We start from the raw sequence: 17371 nt of genomic DNA on the forward strand, positions 1-17371 counted from the left end.
TTATGATCTTGTAGAAATTCCACTCAATCGTTACTATATTTGAGATCCAGGAGCAGTATGCCCGATAAGCAAGTTCGGATGATTGTCAGACCATCGGTGGTAACCTTGGGTGGTTCAACAGAAATCCGCAGAATTCCACCCCGTGCCCCAGAGAAACGTCAGCCTGAGTACGAGTTAAAGTTTGATGATGAAACACTATTCTTTGATATTTTTAATTCCGAACGTGGTGTCGAACTAGTTGGCCCACCGCTCTTAAACCTGCGGAAATACTTGGTTGACGGTCAAGTTCTTCTTGAGCCAAGTCAGGTGGCTGATGCCGTGTTTGCTGACATTGATCGGACACAAGATTCCTACGTCAAATGTGATATGACGGCACAAAGCGTTCGTTTTGAGAATATGCTGATAGACGATAGCTTTCCAGTAGGGGAAAGCTATACACATCTATTTGAAAACAAATATACGCTTGTCACTTTGTCAAAAAATAATTCTCTGAATTGGGTTAAAGAGTGGGTGTCATTTCACGTAATTAACCATGGGGTTAACTCGGTTCTTTTTTATGACAATGATTCCACTGATTACAGGCCTGAAGATATTGTTGAAGCGTTGACGGATATTCCAGATCTAGATGTCGTTGTAGTGGTTCATTGGCCATATAAATATGGCCCTCAAGGGGGGACCTGGGAAGGTTCGGTTCCTGCGCCTTGGGATTCTGATTTCTGTCAGCACGGGGCAATTAATCATGCTCGTCGACGATTCCTGAGCAATGCTGCGGGTGTCATTAACGCGGATATTGACGAACTTGTAGTCCTAGATGACGGTGGCAACGTCTTTGAGAAGTTAGCAAATTCAGGTGCAGCAGCCCTTTCATATACGGGGCGATGGATTGAAGCCATCCGAGAACAAACTTCGAGCATTCCGAGCTTCGAGGACTTTCGCTACTTCGATAAGCGATCTCAACCTTGTACAAGAAAGTGGACAGCAAGTCCGCTAAGGATGGCCGATGCTGTGCAGTGGTGCACCCATGAGATTAGGGGCGCAGACTTGCTGGAGGTTTCCGATATTGCACATCGACATTTCAAAGGGATCAATTCTGACTGGAAGTATCCACGAACGACACCCCCAACTTTTGACGACCAGTTCCACAATGTGGATGTTATTCTCCAGGGATATCTTGGTAACGCTTACGCAACGTCGCCTCAGAGACTCTTAGCTCCTCCGGCTGCTGAGATGACTAGATCTGTTGGCGTTTCCACAACTCTTCAGCAGATTGAAGCGTCATTCTTGACGGAGTCAGATCAGCTAGGATTTGTTGTCAAGACTTGGTACTGGAGGCCTTCGTGCCTTGTGTTTGAGCTCAATTATTTCGGTTTAAGAATAGGTATAGACTTGACTAATTCTGACACTGGGTTCCAAATGAAAATGATAGGACGAGATGATCACTCTAAGGCTCTCCTAACGAATTCATTGAAGACTGATGCTTCGAACAAACAATCTTCTAGCGGTCACTGGAAGGTTCGAACATGGCCGCGTACAGTCTCAGGATCAACCATTGCTCATGATATAAAGAATATGCTACTCGCTGGTCAAAGCTAAAGAACTTCAGCTAAACCGATAGTGTCTCAATAGCGGTATATGTAGTCATGGTTGCCAGGGTGAGTTTGATAGTTTAGTCATTGATTTGACTCGGCGAGTCAAGTAGATGGTTTCCGCACATCAAAATCGCCGAGCCAATTAAAGGTCGGGGGTATCCACAAAAATGTGGATACCCCCGACCTTTAATCTTGCTGTTTATTCATCTATTGAGACTCTGCGTCGCTGATACTGGCAGCCCATTCATCTGAGATGCGTTCGGACGCGTTTCCGTCGTCATGACGTGTGAACTCGTTTGCAAATACTTCATACTTTTCGGAGAACTCTGCGTTTAGAGCCTGAAGGTCCGAGAGCCAAGTAGCGAGCTCGCTTGTGCTCCGTGCTAATGGACCGGGTGCGATTGCTTCGAAATCCAAATAGAACCCTCTTACCTCACCAGCATAAGATTCGAGATCTGGAACTAGGTACAGGATCGGTTTGCCTGTGTTCACATAATCGAACATTACTGATGAGTAGTCAGTAATGAGTACGTCGCAGGCTAGGTAGAGATCATTGACATCGGGGTAGTCCGTAACATCGATGATGCTGTTCGGATCAGTCGAGGAGCGGCCTTGAGCGGTATTGCTATGCCCACGGAGTAGAACTTTGACTGGTGTAGCAACCTTGCCTTGGAGTTCTGTTGCATTTAGATATGAAACGAGCTTGTATTGGTTGCTCTCTGTCTTCTGATTGTCGCGCCAAGTTGGTGCGTAAAGAACAGCGAGTTCGTCGTCTTGGATTCCTAGTTGTGAGCGAGTTTTCAGTCGAATTTCAGCACTTTGAGTACTGTTTAGGACGTCGTTTCGTGGATATCCAGAGGTTATCGTGCGTCCCTCATATCCGAAGGATTTCGGAAGCTGCTCGGCTGAAAAATCGTTCTGCGCGATGAGTAGATCCCAGCTTGCGGCCTCACGTTTCATTAGCTCACGGTAAGACACCGATAAATTGGCACCCGGTACGTCATTACCGATCTTCTTCAATGGCGTACCGTGCCAAGTCTGGATGTACGTTTGTCCAGGACGCTTCGCAAAATAATATGGGAAGTTATTGTTATTCACAAGAAACGCAGCGGATGAAAGTACCTCGTGATAAAGCCGAGATTCAAGTACTACAGGGACTGTCCCGTTCGGTACCGCAATAGAACCATCCTTTACCGTCCAGTAGTGTATGCCGCCTTCTCCTTGCTCTAAGAGTTTCTTAGAAATTTCAAGAGGAGAATCACTACAGTTCTTACCGCCGTAGCTTTCGAAAAGAGTCGCGTTAGCGATCGGCAAGTTCGCCGCACGCACTTCCCGGATCAGGCTGCGCTTCGCAAAGCGTCCGCGTTCCTCCCAACCTAATGGAGCATCAATCGAAATCCAGAGAGCACCAGCTTTCGGTGTCCGAGTTGCGCGAATGTTATGCAGGGAAGAAGTCGAATAAATTGGGAACGAATCGGCCAGGCCAGGACTGACTGGCAGCCAATACGAGAACTCATCATTAACAAGGCGGAGCGAGTATCCACCAGAAGGCTGAGATAACGTCTGCTCATTGACCTCTATTGAGGTTGAGAATATTAAGCACAGTGTTTCGTCATCAATACGAGTGACTGTTGCTTGGATACGGTGACCGCTTGTAGAAACTAGAACCCAATGCGCACCGTTTATCTCGTCGGAGGGTTTCGCTGAAACTGTTACTTTAAGACCTCCTTCTTCTATCTGGAGGTCTTGGACAAAAGCAGGAGTGACAACTTCACTCATTCTCAGATAGCCATTTGGTGAAAGAACCGGGACTAGCGAATCCGAATCATTCTTCATCGAATGCAGTTCTTCGGTCGTCTGACCGATCTGCAAATGGTTGAGGGGACCTCCGCGTACGCCTGCCCTAAAGTTCCAATAGCAATCATCTGCATGCAAATAGCGCTGGTCTAGTTCTGGAAACGAAACACTGAAGGAAAAGGAACCTTCCGTGTCGGGTCGTACCATGATCACCGTTTTTGCTACTGGATGCGATAATTCTAGGATTGCCGCTGATTTATCAGAATCGCCAAAGTACTCTGGTTCGAGAGCGATTTTTGCTTCCCGGCCAGTAACACTTAACGCTGCGATGATTGGGCGCTCGGCGGTGGCTCGGATTTCGATGCCTGATACAGCGTTGTATGTGATTGCTAAGCGTGAACCCTGGATTAGCGGTGCATGATTGAACTTAAATGCGTTTCCAAAGTTCGATCGGGAGTCAAAATTACCAGATAGCGTGAGCCCCAAAGCCTCAAGATGTAATTTAGCCTGCCATTTGTTGTTTCCTGAGCCAACAGCCTGCACAAACCAATCGTAAGGGATCACACATTCAAATCCGTCACTAATGTGCGATGCATATGCATCACCGACAACAACATCTGCATCTATGACGTCAATGCGCTTCGTAGGAAATCTATCGAGATCTGCAGCATCTTTATTGATATCAGAGGTCAAACTTAAAGTCAGGCTCCTATCTTCAGAGGAAGTGAATCCCGGCACATAAGCTAAACCGCAGAGTTTGAGATCTCCGGAAGGAGTCCAAGTAGCTGAGGAAATCCTGAATTTTGCTAGCAGATCAATCGAGGAGGCTTCTCGGTACTCATCCGCTAAACGGAAAGATAAACGATCAAGGTAGTCAGCACTGCAGATTGTTTTCCCATTTACACGAGAAATCTCAAATGTACGACCATTTTCTTGAAGCTCAGAAAGAATAATTGCGATGTCTTCACGATTTCCGTGAATTGCTGCCTGTGCTTTAGCCCGGTTATGGAATGAAACTTGTGACCACGAACTTAGATCCATTCCTGTTGCAAGTTCCCGAACGCCAGCCTGTAGTTCTTGCCAGTATGTTTCATTGGTGCGAGGAATCTGCTCAAAGTAGGATTCAAGGTCGAAACCAATTGCTTTTGCTTGCCAATAGTTAAAAATATCTGGGTGAACTTTGTTAGCAAGAACTTCCTTGACACTTTGCTTCACCTTCAAGCGATCTTGCAGATCCTCTATATTGGCTTTTCCTTGAGTGATGGAGCTGCCGTCTTCACGGATTACCCACGTATATACCACATCTGGGATTACGTCGAATGAAGAGGAAGTAGAGTAAGCGATCGCTGTGGGCTTCTGATCTTCGTAACGAATACGTTCTGGAAATTTCCCTACATTTGATTCCCAGAAACTCTTGCGGAATAGCTTGTTGCATGCAAATACATCTTGGAGAATGCTTGGATCATCTGCTAGGACGGCTCGAAGACGCGTTTGACCATGTACTGCTTGTGCCCATTTGGGGATCCATCGCTTACTGCCCAGTTGCCGCTGCATAGTGCCAACGACGAAATCCGAATTGGTACGGTGCAGGGTTTGCACCATTTTCAAGTATCCGGATTTAGAGATGGTGTCATCTGGGTCGACGAACGTTATGAATGAGCCCCTAGCAGAAGCAACACCGGTGTTGCGTGCACCACCGAGCCCCTTGTTTAGTTGGCGAACAATCTTGACACGTCGATCCTTTTTTGCCACCCTTCGGGCTATCTCATATGAATTGTCGGGCGAACCATCATCAACAACAACCACTTCGATATATGGGTAATCTTGATCAAGAATCGACCTCAAGCATTTTTCGAGGTACGGCTCTACGTTGTAGCAAGGAACGATTACACTAATTATCCCCTGATTCCTGACGTGTGAATTTGGAAATCCATAGACGGCGTTATAGGCGATTCGCTTTGCCTTGGACAGCCCTCGTCGGACAAGCTGCGTTTTGGGCGTTCGTTTAGTTGACTGAGGACTATTCATTGATGTTTTCAATACCTGACAAGCTCGGAGGGGCTAATTGCGTTTAGTTTGGTTGGAAGCAGCTGACCTACGTTGATTCTTGAGCGTACCTTCTTTGTGTTAATGAACTCTGGAACACCCGATGCGCAACTTAGAGCAACTGCCAAGTCTTCAAATTCATAAAAAGTGTTGGCTACGTTTCTAAATATCGGGAACAATGCTGGGCTACGCACCTCACTAAATAAGCCCCTTGTAGCTGCACCAGATACGTTCTAAGACTAGCAAGCAGATTAGAGAAAATCGGAATCTGCCATTTGTTCACTCGCAGCTTTGAAAAAACTAAAATTTACTAGCCCTACTTGACTACTTGTTGAATCAGGCTAAAAGCCGGTCGTGGTATAGACCCGTATAGTTTAAATAGCAGAACGATCGAGCAACGAATGTAAAAGGCACCGCATACAGATTGTTTCGCTTCAATGCGCGTAGCCTTCGACAAAAAGTGGCTCTCGCATCATGAACAGTAGCGACTCGGGGCGGCATGGTGGGTACTCATGCGATTAGTCCTGTTGCAGTTGAACGAGCTCGCAGTACTATTGCGCGCCTGAGCGATGCAAAGAACAAATTTCTAAGCGAAACGCAAATTGTTTGGATGCTTAAATCGTACTTTTCTGCACTTTGACAAACAAATTTTAAGACTTCCTCTGTTGGAAGAACCCAAAAGTGATCTGGCGTATTTACGTTGTTTGTCTTTGCTCAGAAATAATCGCCATTGATTCGTTAATGAAACGTTGCATGCTTGCTCCAGGTGCAGTGTCCCCAAAGTAATAGTCAACTAGCTCGTAAAAATCATGGTTTGTTGCTTCCATCAAGCCTCTAATTATTGTGCCGGCGTTTTTAGCCTCTGCCGCAGTGAGGTTTGGAACTTTCATCAGAGCTGGTGATTCGTCAATTTCAGCCTGTGGATTAGATGGCTTGGTGACAATTATTGGTTTTCCAGTAGCGAGCCAATCGTATGCCACTGCTGAAATATCAGTCACACAAACATCGGCTGCGGTCCACTGCCAGCCCCATGAATCTGTCTCATCGTAGAAATATGATGGGGAGCCGACACGTTGCGAGTTCTCAAAAAGCTCTCGAATGGTATGCAACGCCGTCTTATATTCGCGGTTATTGATTCCACTACGAGGATGTGGACGGAAAATAATATTACAGTTACCTTCCGCGACTAGAGCCTTAAGCATGGGTAAGCCATGACTAAGCGCCGAACCATAGCTCATTGATGGGCGGTCGCCTTCCCATGTGGGAGCATAGAGTACCGTTTTGAAATTTTGATTTACCTGAACCGGTGCAGGGTACGTCACATCAATTTGGGGCCGGCCGATGAGTTTGGTGCGTTCTGCCGCGTTGTATCTACTTAGATTTTTTTCTAAACGATCTCGAGCAGCTTGACCTGCTGAAAACACATAGTCGTAGGCCTTGAGTTGGTTAGACCACATGTAGGATTTTTCACTTTCACCATGACTGACGAAAACATGGGCAGGTCCATTGAACCGCATCATTTGAAAGTTGCGGATATTTTGGTTGACGTAAAATACAGTTTCAATTCTTTGGCTTTCTAACATCGTCTCGATGTCAGCAATAGCAGGTGCAAAGAAGATAGGTAACGGACACTCATCGCGAAGGGCAACGGCCGTTTCTGGATTTCGGACCAGCACAACGACCGGTGCTTGCTTGGCGAGCATCCGCATTGGTTCGTACCATTGGCGAAGTTGATAAGCATTGACCATCTGATCTGCAAAGTACAAGGCAGCTTGAAAGCGATCATCCCCATTGGGAAGGTAGCTAAAGGCTAAGGGAGAGGAATTGATTGCTTGGATAGCATTCCGTTTCCGGCGGATATTGCCGACGATAGTGCTTAGCGTCTTCGCTGCATTGAGGGGGTTCATTGGTTTCCTTTCGGCCCCATGCCTGAGGACCAGAAACAATACTATGGGTTAAAGCTGAAAGGTTTCGGGAAGAATGGCGGTGGGGCGCGGAAACTTGACGGAATCTATTTAAATTTCTGCCTTAATCGCAGCGGCGAACCGTTCGAGGCCGAATCCGGCACCCACTTTTCCGAAGTGTTCGACGACGAATGAGGATGCGCCTGGCATCGGGCCACCGGTCAAGATCTCCCGAATAATTGCGACGATGTCTTTTTCTTGCTCCGGGTATATTTTTCTGGCCGCATCCCACAGGAGACTTCTAGACATCGAGACTTCAAGTTTTTGCGGGCATGTCACCAGAAAAGCGCGCTCTAGGACACTAAAATCCATTGCCATCGCTGAAATGTCAAAAATTGCAACGTCTGCCGATACAAGTGCAGTGTGATAGTCGGGTTGCATGTCAAAAAGATGTCCCGTTTGAGGATCTTGGGACACTTTTTCGGCGATTAGCTTCTTTATAGTTTGGTTTGCCGCCAAAGTTGATTTGCTCCGCGATCCAGTCTTGGGATGGGGGCGGTAAATCAGTCGTAGCGATGGTTCCTGCAAGATATCCGTAACCCATTTGATCCCGACTGAATCAACCGAGCTGTAGGCCATGGCAGGGCGGTCTCCCTCCCATGTCGGCGCGTAAAGAACTGTTTTGCGTCCCGGGACCTGAGGGAATGACTTTGCTGAGAAAAGCTGGTCGAGCTGCGGGCGACCAACTAGTTTCAGCCGAGACTTATCGAAATGTTGCAAAGTAGAACTGATTCTCTTGATGGATGCTTCTCCAGCCACAAAACAATAGTCATAGGCCTTGAGCTGATTCGAAACCATTGAGACCTTTTCGCTCTCACCATGGCTTAGATGGATATGAGTCACCGTAGGCAGGCGTAGAACCGAAAAATTGGCTAAGTTGTTGTTCACATAGAACATAGCTTTGATGCCAAGGCGATCAACGAGTGGTTCGATAGCATCCGCATGACCGGCCAGCCGAATTGGCAGAGTCGTGAGCTTAGCAAGTACGGAGGCAGATCTTGCGTCCTTGACGAGCAGAATGGATGGCAACTCGGTGTTGATCTTTTCAAACACTGGGGTCCACTGTGAAACTTGATAGATGTCACCGACTGGACCCGCGAAGAAGATGGCCAGTGGCGCTTTCTCAATACTTGACCGCGTCGCTAGAGCCTTGACTGTCTGCTTTGCAGTCAAAATGTGAGCAAGTCGAGCGGTAAACGGCGAGAGCCTTTGGGACAGTGACATATGCTTAAGTCTACCGACTAGTCTGGGGTGGGTCCCGTTTGGGTTCTTATCTTGCATCAGGCTAAGATGTAATGTCGGTCTATGTTCTACAGGAGTCATCATTAGCGAAAAGCGTTCAGATCGTTCGTCGTCACACGACATCGATCGCAGTTCGCCCTTAGTTTTTCTAACTAAGGATCTCGGGCGCAGCCCGGGAAACATGACGACCCTTGAAGAAACGGTCGTTGCACCCGCTGAAGTGGGTGTTGCACTTATTGGAGTTCGTGAAGGATCAGAAATTGATCTGGATCTGAGATTCGAAGCCGTGCACGAGGGCATTCTAGTTTCCGGAACCGCTACTGTCGAAATTGACGGTGAGTGCGGCCGGTGCTTGGAGGCCATCGCGTATGACTTCGAAGCCGACATCCAAGAACTCTTCTACTACGAAGACTCACTTGAGCCTGATGAAGAAGAAGAGTCCGACCAGTACCAGGTTATCGATGATCGTATTGATCTTGAGCCGGTACTGCGGAATGCAGTGGTGACCGCGCTGCCATTCCAACCGGTGTGCCGGGAAGACTGTGCAGGGCTTTGCTCCGAATGTGGAAAAAGCCTGAATGAGGATCCTGAGCATCACCATGAGGTCTTGGATCCTCGTTGGGCAGCGCTTGCCGGGCTGTCCGACATCGTCGCAGAGGACGCGACACAGAGTACACATTCAGTCGAGAGAGAAGAGAAGTAGCCGTGGCTGTTCCTAAGAGGAAGATGTCCCGCTCAAACACTCGCGCCCGTCGCGCACAGTGGAAGGCAACCGCGCCTACCCTGGTGAAGACCATGGAAAATGGCCGCGTCACCTACAGCCTGCCGCACCAGGCAAAGGTTGTAACGGATTCCGCAGGCACCGAGCTGTTCCTTGAATACAAGGGTCGCAAGGTCGCAGACGCGTAAGTCTGTCTGATGCCTTCAACAGAAGAGCTTTTGAAGCGTCTCGGAGTCAATATTGACTCCGAGACGCTTCGTCTTGCCCTCACACATCGTTCTTACGCCTACGAACACGGTGGTATCCCCACCAACGAACGGCTCGAATTCTTAGGTGACTCGGTGCTCGGTTTTGCCGTCACGGATCACCTCTACCGACAGTACCCAGATTTGCCCGAAGGCGATTTGGCTAAGCGCCGATCCGCAGTGGTCAGCACGCGTGCACTTGCTGGTATTGCCCGCTCCATCGGGATTGGTGAATTTATCCTGCTAGGCCAGGGTGAAAAGCTCACTAACGGCAAGGATAAATCTTCAATCCTTGCCGACACCATGGAGTCATTGATTGGTGCAACCTTCCTTAACCATGGAATTGAAATTGCCCGTCAATTGGTAATGCGACTAGTCGCTCCGCTCCTTCAAGACGTTGAAGTTTTGGGTGCCGGAACCGACTGGAAGACAGCGATCCAAGAAGTTGCAGCTGCCCGCAAGCTTGGCACTATTGAATACAAAGTCACGGGCTCCGGACCAGATCATGCACGTACCTATGTAGCGGTTCTTCACATTGGTGGAAAACCCTATGGGCAAGGTACCGGACCATCCAAAAAGGAAGCCGAACAAGAGTCGGCATCAATTTCTTGGAATATGGTCAATGCTGGAAATACCGCTGATAAGTAACCATGCCTGAACTACCTGAAGTTGAGGTAGTTCGGCGTGGGCTTGACGACTGGGTCGTTGGGCGCACCGTCGAAGCTACACAGATTCTTGATCCGCGATCCATCCGCCGGCATATAGCCGGAATCGAAGACTTTGGGGATCAGCTGGTCGGATCCCAAATCACCGCCGCCGTGCGCCGTGGCAAGTTCCTTTGGATGCTCCTAGATAACCTCACCACACCCACGGCGTTGGTAGGGCATTTGGGGATGAGCGGTCAGTTGCTTATTGAAGAATCCGTAGAACCGGACGAGAAGCACCTCAAAGTCAGATTTTCGCTTTCGCCTGTAACCGGTAAACCACGCGAACTGCGCTTTATTGATCAACGGATCTTCGGCGGGATGTTTCTATCGCCTTTGGTGCCAACCAAAGATGGCCTTGCCGGGGGAGTAGGCTCCGGGAAACCGTTCATTCCAGAAGCCGCAGCGCATATTGCACGAGATATTCTTGACCCAGTCTCCAACGCGGACTCCCTCTACCAGGCGCTGCGCAAACGCAATACGCAACTGAAACGGGCGCTACTGGATCAAGAAGTGATCTCCGGTGTCGGAAACATCTATGCGGATGAAGCGCTATGGCAAGCTAAACTCCATGGCTTGCGCTCAACCAAAACAATCAGGCGCCCGGATGTAGAGCGACTTTATGCCGCACTAGTAGATGTCATGAGTCGTGCGTTGGAAGCCGGGGGCACCAGCTTTGACGCGCTCTACGTCAACGTCAACGGAGCTTCCGGCTACTTTGATAGATCGTTGAACGCCTACGGTCGCGAAGGCGAGGCCTGCCACCGCTGTGCCGGGGCAGGATTCGTCACGTTGATCCGTAGGGACGCCTTCATGGGGCGCTCATCTTATAGCTGCCCACGGTGTCAGCGAAAGCCTCGCTAGAGCTTCGCCCACACCGAAGAGCCTCTAGCGAGCCGTCTGCAGCTCGGAGACTACAGCATCATTAAACGGAGCCCACGCTTCAACCGCCCAAGGGCCAAAGGGCTTATCGGTGAGAGTTACGCAGGCAGCTTCAAGGACAGGATCAACCCATAGGAACGTCCCGGCTTGGCCAAAATGGCCAAAGGTCTCCGGTGAGTTTTGTGAACCAGTCCAGTGGGGAGACTTTTCAGAACGGATCTCCATGCCAAGACCCCACGCATTGTTCTTTTGCCGGCCATAGCCTGGCAAAATACCCGTAAGATCAGGAAACACCACATGAGTTGCCAGGTAGTGGGTTTCGGGCGCCAGTAACTTCGGCGTCTGGAGCTCCGCAGCAAACTTCAACAGGTCAGCAACGGTTGATATACCGTCTGCAGCAGCACTGCCATCCACCGAAGTAGAAGTCATGCCCAACGGTTCGAGCACGGCTTCGGTCAGGTATTCGGAAAAGCTCATCTCGGTTGCTGACTCCAATGCTTCTGCCAGCACATCAAATCCAACGTTTGAGTACAAACGGCGGGCACCGGGGGCAAACCTGACGGTTTTGTCGGCAAAATCATAACCCGAGGTATGAGCCAAAAGATGCTTAATTGTTGATCCTTCTGGGCCTGCCGGGGTGTCCAAATCAAACGCTTCCTCTTCGATTGCAAGCAGGAAAGCATAGGCGCTCAGAAGTTTGGTAACAGAGGCCAAGGAAAATTTTCTGTTTAGTTCGCCATGAGAGCCCAACACCGTACCATCTTTGGCGATTACCGCACTGGCGGCGTTCTCGGAAGGCCATGAATCGATGGTCTTGAGGCTTTGCATTAGATTGGTTCTCCTTGAATCAATGCTGGGAACGAGCGGTTACTGGAACGGCTTCCCCTAAGAGAGCCGGTTCGCCGACTATTATGGAAGCAGACTTCCTTGTCCACTTTAGCCATCTAGAACGTAGGACGCCCCCACGTGCATTTGAAATCACTCACAGTTCGTGGGTTCAAGTCGTTTGCTTCAGCAACGACGTTTGAATTTGAGCCGGGTGTGACAGCTGTTGTTGGCCCAAACGGTTCGGGCAAATCGAACGTTGTTGACGCTCTAGCCTGGGTGATGGGCGAGCAAGGTGTTAAAACTCTACGCGGCGGCAAGATGGAAGACGTGATCTTTGCTGGTACTTCCGGCCGGGGAGCCTTGGGCAGAGCCCATGTTTCACTGACGATCGACAACGCAGATGGCGCACTGCCAATTGATTACGCTGAAGTCACCATTTCCCGCACGCTCTTCCGTGCCGGTGGATCCGAATACGCTATTAATGGCAATGCCTGTCGTTTACTTGATATTCAAGAACTTCTCTCTGATTCCGGGCTGGGCCGGGAAATGCACGTCATTGTCGGCCAAGGCCAATTGGATCGTATTCTCCATGCGACCCCGGAAGACCGCCGTGGATTCATTGAAGAAGCAGCCGGAGTGCTCAAGCACCGGCGCCGCAAAGAAAAGACCGTGCGTAAACTCGACGCAATGCAGGGTAATCTCAACCGGCTTGAAGACCTCACCAATGAGATCAGACGTCAGCTCACTCCATTGGGCAAACAAGCAAAGGTCGCCCGTAGGGCCCAAAGCGTCCAATACGATCTCCGAGACGCAAAGTCTCGACTTATGGCTGATGATTTGGTAACGCTTCAAAAAGCGCTCGAAAAAGAAATGGCTGATGAAGTTGCTCAGCGAGAACACCAGCAAGTACTAAAAATTCGTGTGGAGGAAAATCGTAGCGAACTCGCTCGTCTAGAAACTGCAGCAGCACACGCAACCCCTCAGCTTAACAAGGCCCGCGAGATATGGTTCGGTCTAACTTCCACACGGGAACGCTTTAGGTCTCTGGGTGCCATCGCCGGGGAACGCTCCCGGCTTCTGGGATCGGAAGCTCCTTTATTTGATCAAAACCGGAATCCGGAGGCCATGGACGCCCAAGCCAGGAAGCTGCAAGAAGAATTCGAAGAGCTTGAAGAAAATCTTGAGATGCGTCGAGAACTCCTCGAGGAAGCGCTTCTTGTTCGTTCAGAAGCCGAAGAATCGGTCCGTGCTGAGCAAGAACTGCACACGAAGCAACTGCGGCTGGCCGCTGATCGCCGGGAAGGTCTAGCCCGTCTTGCTGGCAATGTTGGAGCCGCTCGGAGCCGTGTTGAAAGCATTGAAGGTGAACTTGGTCGTTTGCGCGAATCGCTGGGTGGCTGGTCTACCCGGCGTGAAGCTACTGAACGCGAATACTCCGTGCTTGAAAACGAAGTTGAGTCTGTGCAGGATTCCGCAAAAGACGTGGAAGCTGAATATCAACGCGCATTAGCCGAACATGAAGCGCAAGGTACAGAAGTTGGCTCACTGCGCCAGCGCGAGCAGGAACTCGTTGCTGCGCTGAGCTCCGCACAAGGACGGCTCGAAGCACTCAAGATGAGTGCAATGCGCAAGGATGCCACGGAAGACCTGTTGGAAAGTAAGCCAGCGGGATTACTTGGCAGGGTTTCAGAATTCATTTCAGTTGAACCCGGGTATGAAGTCGCCATAGCGGCTGCCTTGGGGCCAGCAGCAGAAGCCCTGGCAGTTGAAAAACTAGACAACGCCTTGAAGATCATTGAGGAATTGGGTGGGCAGGAGGGCGGAAGAGTTCACCTAGTTTCGCGAGACTCCCAAGAATCCTTGGACCAAGTTCTAGTTGCACCCTGCGGCAGACCCGCCATCGCGGCGATTTCCTCCACCGGTGCCTTACACAATGCCTTGGAAAAAATACTGGCAACCACGTTTATCGTTCGTGATATTGCCGAGGCCCGCATGCTTCTGGAACAAGAGCCGCGTGCCACTGCAGTAACTAGTAATGGTGATGTATTGGGTATTAGCCATTCACACGGCGGAAACGCCGCAGCACCATCGCTAATTGAACAAAACGCTGCAATCGCCGAAACCGAAGGCACCCAGGCTACAACCAAGACTGAGCTTAGGAATTTACGCTTGTTAGTGGGCAAAGCTGCCGATAAACTTGCGGATGCACAATCCGCAGCAACCGAGGCTCTTCAACGGCGCAATGACCACAACGCGCATATGAAATCGGTGAGCGAGCGGCTTGCCCACTTAGGGGAGTTGCTGAACCAAAGCCAAGGGGAAAAGGACCGCATTGGGCAGCAAATTACCGTGGCCCAAGAGAAACTCGAAGTAGAGCAGGAAAAACTTGCGGTGTTCAACGAACGGCTCGAGCTTGCCAGCGAAACCGCCGAGGATGAACCAGACCGCGGCCAAGATAATGAACTCTTGGCGGTGGCGGCAGCCAGCGCACGCCAAAAAGAACTCGATGCGCGGCTCGCATTGCGCGGTGCTGAGGAACGTGCCAATGCCCTGCGCAACCGCATTGAGTCGCTACTGCGTGCGGCACAGACCGAACGTAAGGCTCGAGAAGACGCGCAACGTAAGGCAGAAATTCGCCAAGAACAAGCAACGGCCGCACGCACTGTGGCAAGTAACGTGCAACGAGCTATCTCATTTATGGATCTCTCAATTCAATTGGCTGACCGTGAGCGTGAAGTACTTCAAGAACGTCGCGAAGAACTTGAGACACAAGTGGCAGCCGTTCGTATCACCGCAGAGAAGGCAAATCTTGAACTTGCGGACCTGACAATCGTGGTTCACAAAGAAGAGATGGCTCATGCCGAGCAGCGAATACGCCTCGAAGCTTTGGAAAACCGGTCCATTGAAGAACTCGGGATGACCGCCGATCACCTGGTTGAAAGCTTCGGCCCCCATATGCCAGTTCCACAGGAGAATGAATCTGCCGACAAATGGGCACAGCTGAAACTCGAAGTCGATGCAGAGGGCAAACCCGTACCAATGGGAATTGCCTTTGACAGAGTTGAGCAAGAAAAGCGATTAAAACAGGCCGAACGTGACCTAAGCGCGCTGGGTAGGGTCAATCCCTTAGCCCTTGAAGAGTTTGCGGCGCTAGAAGAACGCCATCAATTCCTCGCCACACAACTTGAAGATCTAAAGAAAAGCCGCAAGGACCTACAAGACATCATCAAGGACGTTGATGATCGGGTTGAACGCGTATTCACCGAGGCATATCAGGAAACTGCTGTTCAATTTGAACGAGTTTTTGCTCGATTATTCCCAGGTGGGGAGGGCAGACTCGTGTTGACCGAACCAGAGAACATGCTCACTACCGGAATTGAGGTTGAGGCCAGACCCGCTGGCAAGAAGATTAAGCGTCTTTCCCTGCTATCGGGTGGTGAACGCTCGCTAACCGCGGTTGCTTTCCTTGTGGCCATCTTCAAAGCGCGGCCCTCGCCCTTCTACGTCATGGATGAGGTTGAGGCTGCCCTTGACGACAGTAACCTTGGACGCTTGGTGACAATCTTTGAGGAATTGCGTGAATCAAGCCAACTGATTGTGATTACGCACCAGAAACGCACCATGGAAGTTGCAGATGCTTTGTATGGGGTAACTATGCAAGGTGACGGTGTCTCAAAGGTCATCAGCCAACGTATCGAACGCAATCGGGACTTAAATACAAGTGCGAATCCCTAATAACACAGCCACTAGTTCGAAAATACGCGCAGATCATCAAATTCGAGCAGGTCGGATCAAAAGCCTAAACTCCGTCCATGAAGTATTGCATAGTCGCTATACAACGTTTGTTTGGAATAGACTCGTGTCTCGTGCCAACATTCGGTTCTATGTAAACCCGTAACTATGCAAGTCATCTATCGTTTTTGAATTGAGAATTCGTGTACATTGCCAAGAAAACTCGTTCGCTTGTTCGTCGAATTCGAACAAGGTTCAGTAGTGACTATCGGCCAGCAAAGAACAGCCTACTAGTCAGCGTTATTGTTCCAGTATTCAATACGGAGCCGTACTTACCAGCCTTTCTCGAGAGCCTAGTTTCTCAGGATCTACCGTCCGATAGATTTGAGGTTATTGTCGTCAATGATGGTTCTACTGATGACAGCGGAAATATTCTCGATCGCTTCGCTGAGAAGTACTCAAACATTACGGTAATTCATCAGGAGAACAGTGGTTGGGCGGGGAAACCACGGAATGTCGGGCTTTCCATGGCGAAAGGACATTTTGTGTTCTTTGCCGACGGCGATGATTTGGTTTCTCCTGAGAGCCTTAGGCGCATGTGTGAATTCGCGCTTAAAAACCAGCTAGATGTTGTTCTCCCGAAGACTATCGGTATTGGTGGTCGTAAACAGACATCTGGTATCTACGCAAAGACACAGCTATCAGTTTCTCCTGTGACTGCTTTGAAAACCATGACGCCCCAAAAACTTGTCTTGCGCTCTTTAATCGAAAAGAACAGACTGCAATTTGCTGAAGAGCCGGTTCGGCTCGAAGATGGAATGTTCATGGCTGCATGCTACCTGCTGGCAAAAAGAATCGGAATCGCTGCAGACTACGATTACTATAGCTTGCGGGCACGCGCCGATGGCTCGAATATCAGCTTCAGGCCTATAGACCCACAAAGCTATACTGACTCTATTTCCAAAATCGCGACAATCATTGCAGAGTTGGGATCGGATCCAACCTTGATTCGTGACATGACCGTGATGTTGTGGCGTCGGAAGGGACTGAAGATCTACGAGCCGGCGCGCTTTAGACGATACGCAGTTGCCAAACAGGACCAATGGATAAGCGCACATTCTTTGTTTTTGAAAGCCTTTCTACCAGTACAGGCAACAGAGGAATTACATGACCTTCATCGACGAAAGACTGAACTGATCCGAGCTCAGCAGAAGGCAGAATTACTTGAGCTTTGTGACACCGAAGAGGAATTTGCATTGCCAATACAGGTAAATACTTGTGTCGATAACGGCAAAGCTGTGGAGCTTGAAGGGTTGATTGTTGCTTCCAAAGTTAGCGCAGTGAGAATAGTTGTTCGCCCAAGACGAGATCAAGCAACCACGTTTGTTGACTTGCTGTGTCCCGTGCTCGACGGTCGCTTTAGCGCTAATTTTGATTTGTCTTCGCAGGAAGGCAAAATCATGGACTTTTTGGTAGGCGCTTGCCTTGAGGACGTAGAAGGGCAACTTCGCCGGCTCGAGGTGTCTCCGGACTCAATGCTGAAGGGAACTGGACGACGGGAACCTTACGTCACGGCTAACGGGTACCTTAGCGTCCGTCCCCGCTAGAAGTAACTTCATTT

General features: G+C 49.7%; 11 protein-coding genes. 7 read left to right on the forward strand and 4 right to left on the reverse strand.

Annotated features, from left to right (window positions below):
- Positions 1 to 57 precede the first annotated feature (57 nt).
- Positions 58 to 1593 (forward strand): hypothetical protein, encoded by a 1536-nt coding sequence (locus tag CQ018_RS12220; protein WP_105550280.1) that lies wholly within the window; start codon positions 58 to 60, stop codon positions 1591 to 1593.
- A gap of 203 nt (positions 1594 to 1796) precedes the next feature.
- Here the strand turns inward: CQ018_RS12220 and CQ018_RS12225 are convergent, their stop codons facing one another.
- The 3 genes from CQ018_RS12225 to CQ018_RS12235 form a co-directional block, all read right to left on the reverse strand.
- On the reverse strand, positions 1797 to 5414 hold the full coding sequence (locus CQ018_RS12225; protein WP_105550281.1) for a CDP-glycerol glycerophosphotransferase family protein: 3618 nt from the start codon (positions 5412 to 5414) through the stop codon (positions 1797 to 1799).
- A 713-nt stretch (positions 5415 to 6127) separates the two neighbouring features.
- Complete coding sequence (locus tag CQ018_RS12230; RefSeq protein ID WP_105550282.1) at positions 6128 to 7339, reverse strand: CDP-glycerol glycerophosphotransferase family protein; 1212 nt, start codon at positions 7337 to 7339, stop codon at positions 6128 to 6130.
- A 108-nt stretch (positions 7340 to 7447) separates the two neighbouring features.
- Complete coding sequence (locus CQ018_RS12235; RefSeq protein ID WP_181149866.1) at positions 7448 to 8620, reverse strand: CDP-glycerol glycerophosphotransferase family protein; 1173 nt, start codon at positions 8618 to 8620, stop codon at positions 7448 to 7450.
- A gap of 199 nt (positions 8621 to 8819) precedes the next feature.
- On the opposite strand from CQ018_RS12235, the gene CQ018_RS12240 reads away from it, so the two are divergent.
- Genes CQ018_RS12240 through mutM form a run of 4 tightly spaced genes read left to right on the forward strand, consistent with a single transcriptional unit; the run spans position 8820 to position 11172 of the window.
- Positions 8820 to 9341, forward strand: coding sequence for a DUF177 domain-containing protein (locus CQ018_RS12240; protein ID WP_105550284.1), 522 nt, complete (start codon positions 8820 to 8822; stop codon positions 9339 to 9341).
- Between the two features lie 2 nt (positions 9342 to 9343).
- Positions 9344 to 9547, forward strand: coding sequence for a 50S ribosomal protein L32 (gene rpmF, locus CQ018_RS12245; RefSeq protein WP_007273166.1), 204 nt, complete (start codon positions 9344 to 9346; stop codon positions 9545 to 9547).
- Positions 9548 to 9556: 9 nt separating this feature from the next.
- Positions 9557 to 10252, forward strand: a complete 696-nt coding sequence (rnc, locus tag CQ018_RS12250; protein WP_105550285.1) for a ribonuclease III — start codon at positions 9557 to 9559, stop codon at positions 10250 to 10252.
- A gap of 2 nt (positions 10253 to 10254) precedes the next feature.
- Positions 10255 to 11172, forward strand: a complete 918-nt coding sequence (gene mutM, locus CQ018_RS12255) for a bifunctional DNA-formamidopyrimidine glycosylase/DNA-(apurinic or apyrimidinic site) lyase (RefSeq protein ID WP_105550286.1) — start codon at positions 10255 to 10257, stop codon at positions 11170 to 11172.
- A 24-nt stretch (positions 11173 to 11196) separates the two neighbouring features.
- Here mutM and CQ018_RS12260 read toward each other — a convergent pair whose 3' ends face one another.
- On the reverse strand, positions 11197 to 12018 hold the full coding sequence (locus CQ018_RS12260; RefSeq protein ID WP_105550287.1) for a serine hydrolase: 822 nt from the start codon (positions 12016 to 12018) through the stop codon (positions 11197 to 11199).
- A gap of 138 nt (positions 12019 to 12156) precedes the next feature.
- Between CQ018_RS12260 and smc the strand changes: the two genes are divergently transcribed.
- Entirely contained in the window at positions 12157 to 15753 is a 3597-nt protein-coding gene (smc, locus tag CQ018_RS12265; RefSeq protein ID WP_105550288.1) for a chromosome segregation protein SMC, read from the forward strand.
- A gap of 200 nt (positions 15754 to 15953) precedes the next feature.
- Complete coding sequence (locus CQ018_RS12270) at positions 15954 to 17357, forward strand: glycosyltransferase (protein WP_105550289.1); 1404 nt, start codon at positions 15954 to 15956, stop codon at positions 17355 to 17357.
- Positions 17358 to 17371 lie beyond the last annotated feature (14 nt).

It is taken from the genome of Arthrobacter sp. MYb227, assembly GCF_002975435.1.
GTDB lineage: Bacteria > Actinomycetota > Actinomycetes > Actinomycetales > Micrococcaceae > Paeniglutamicibacter.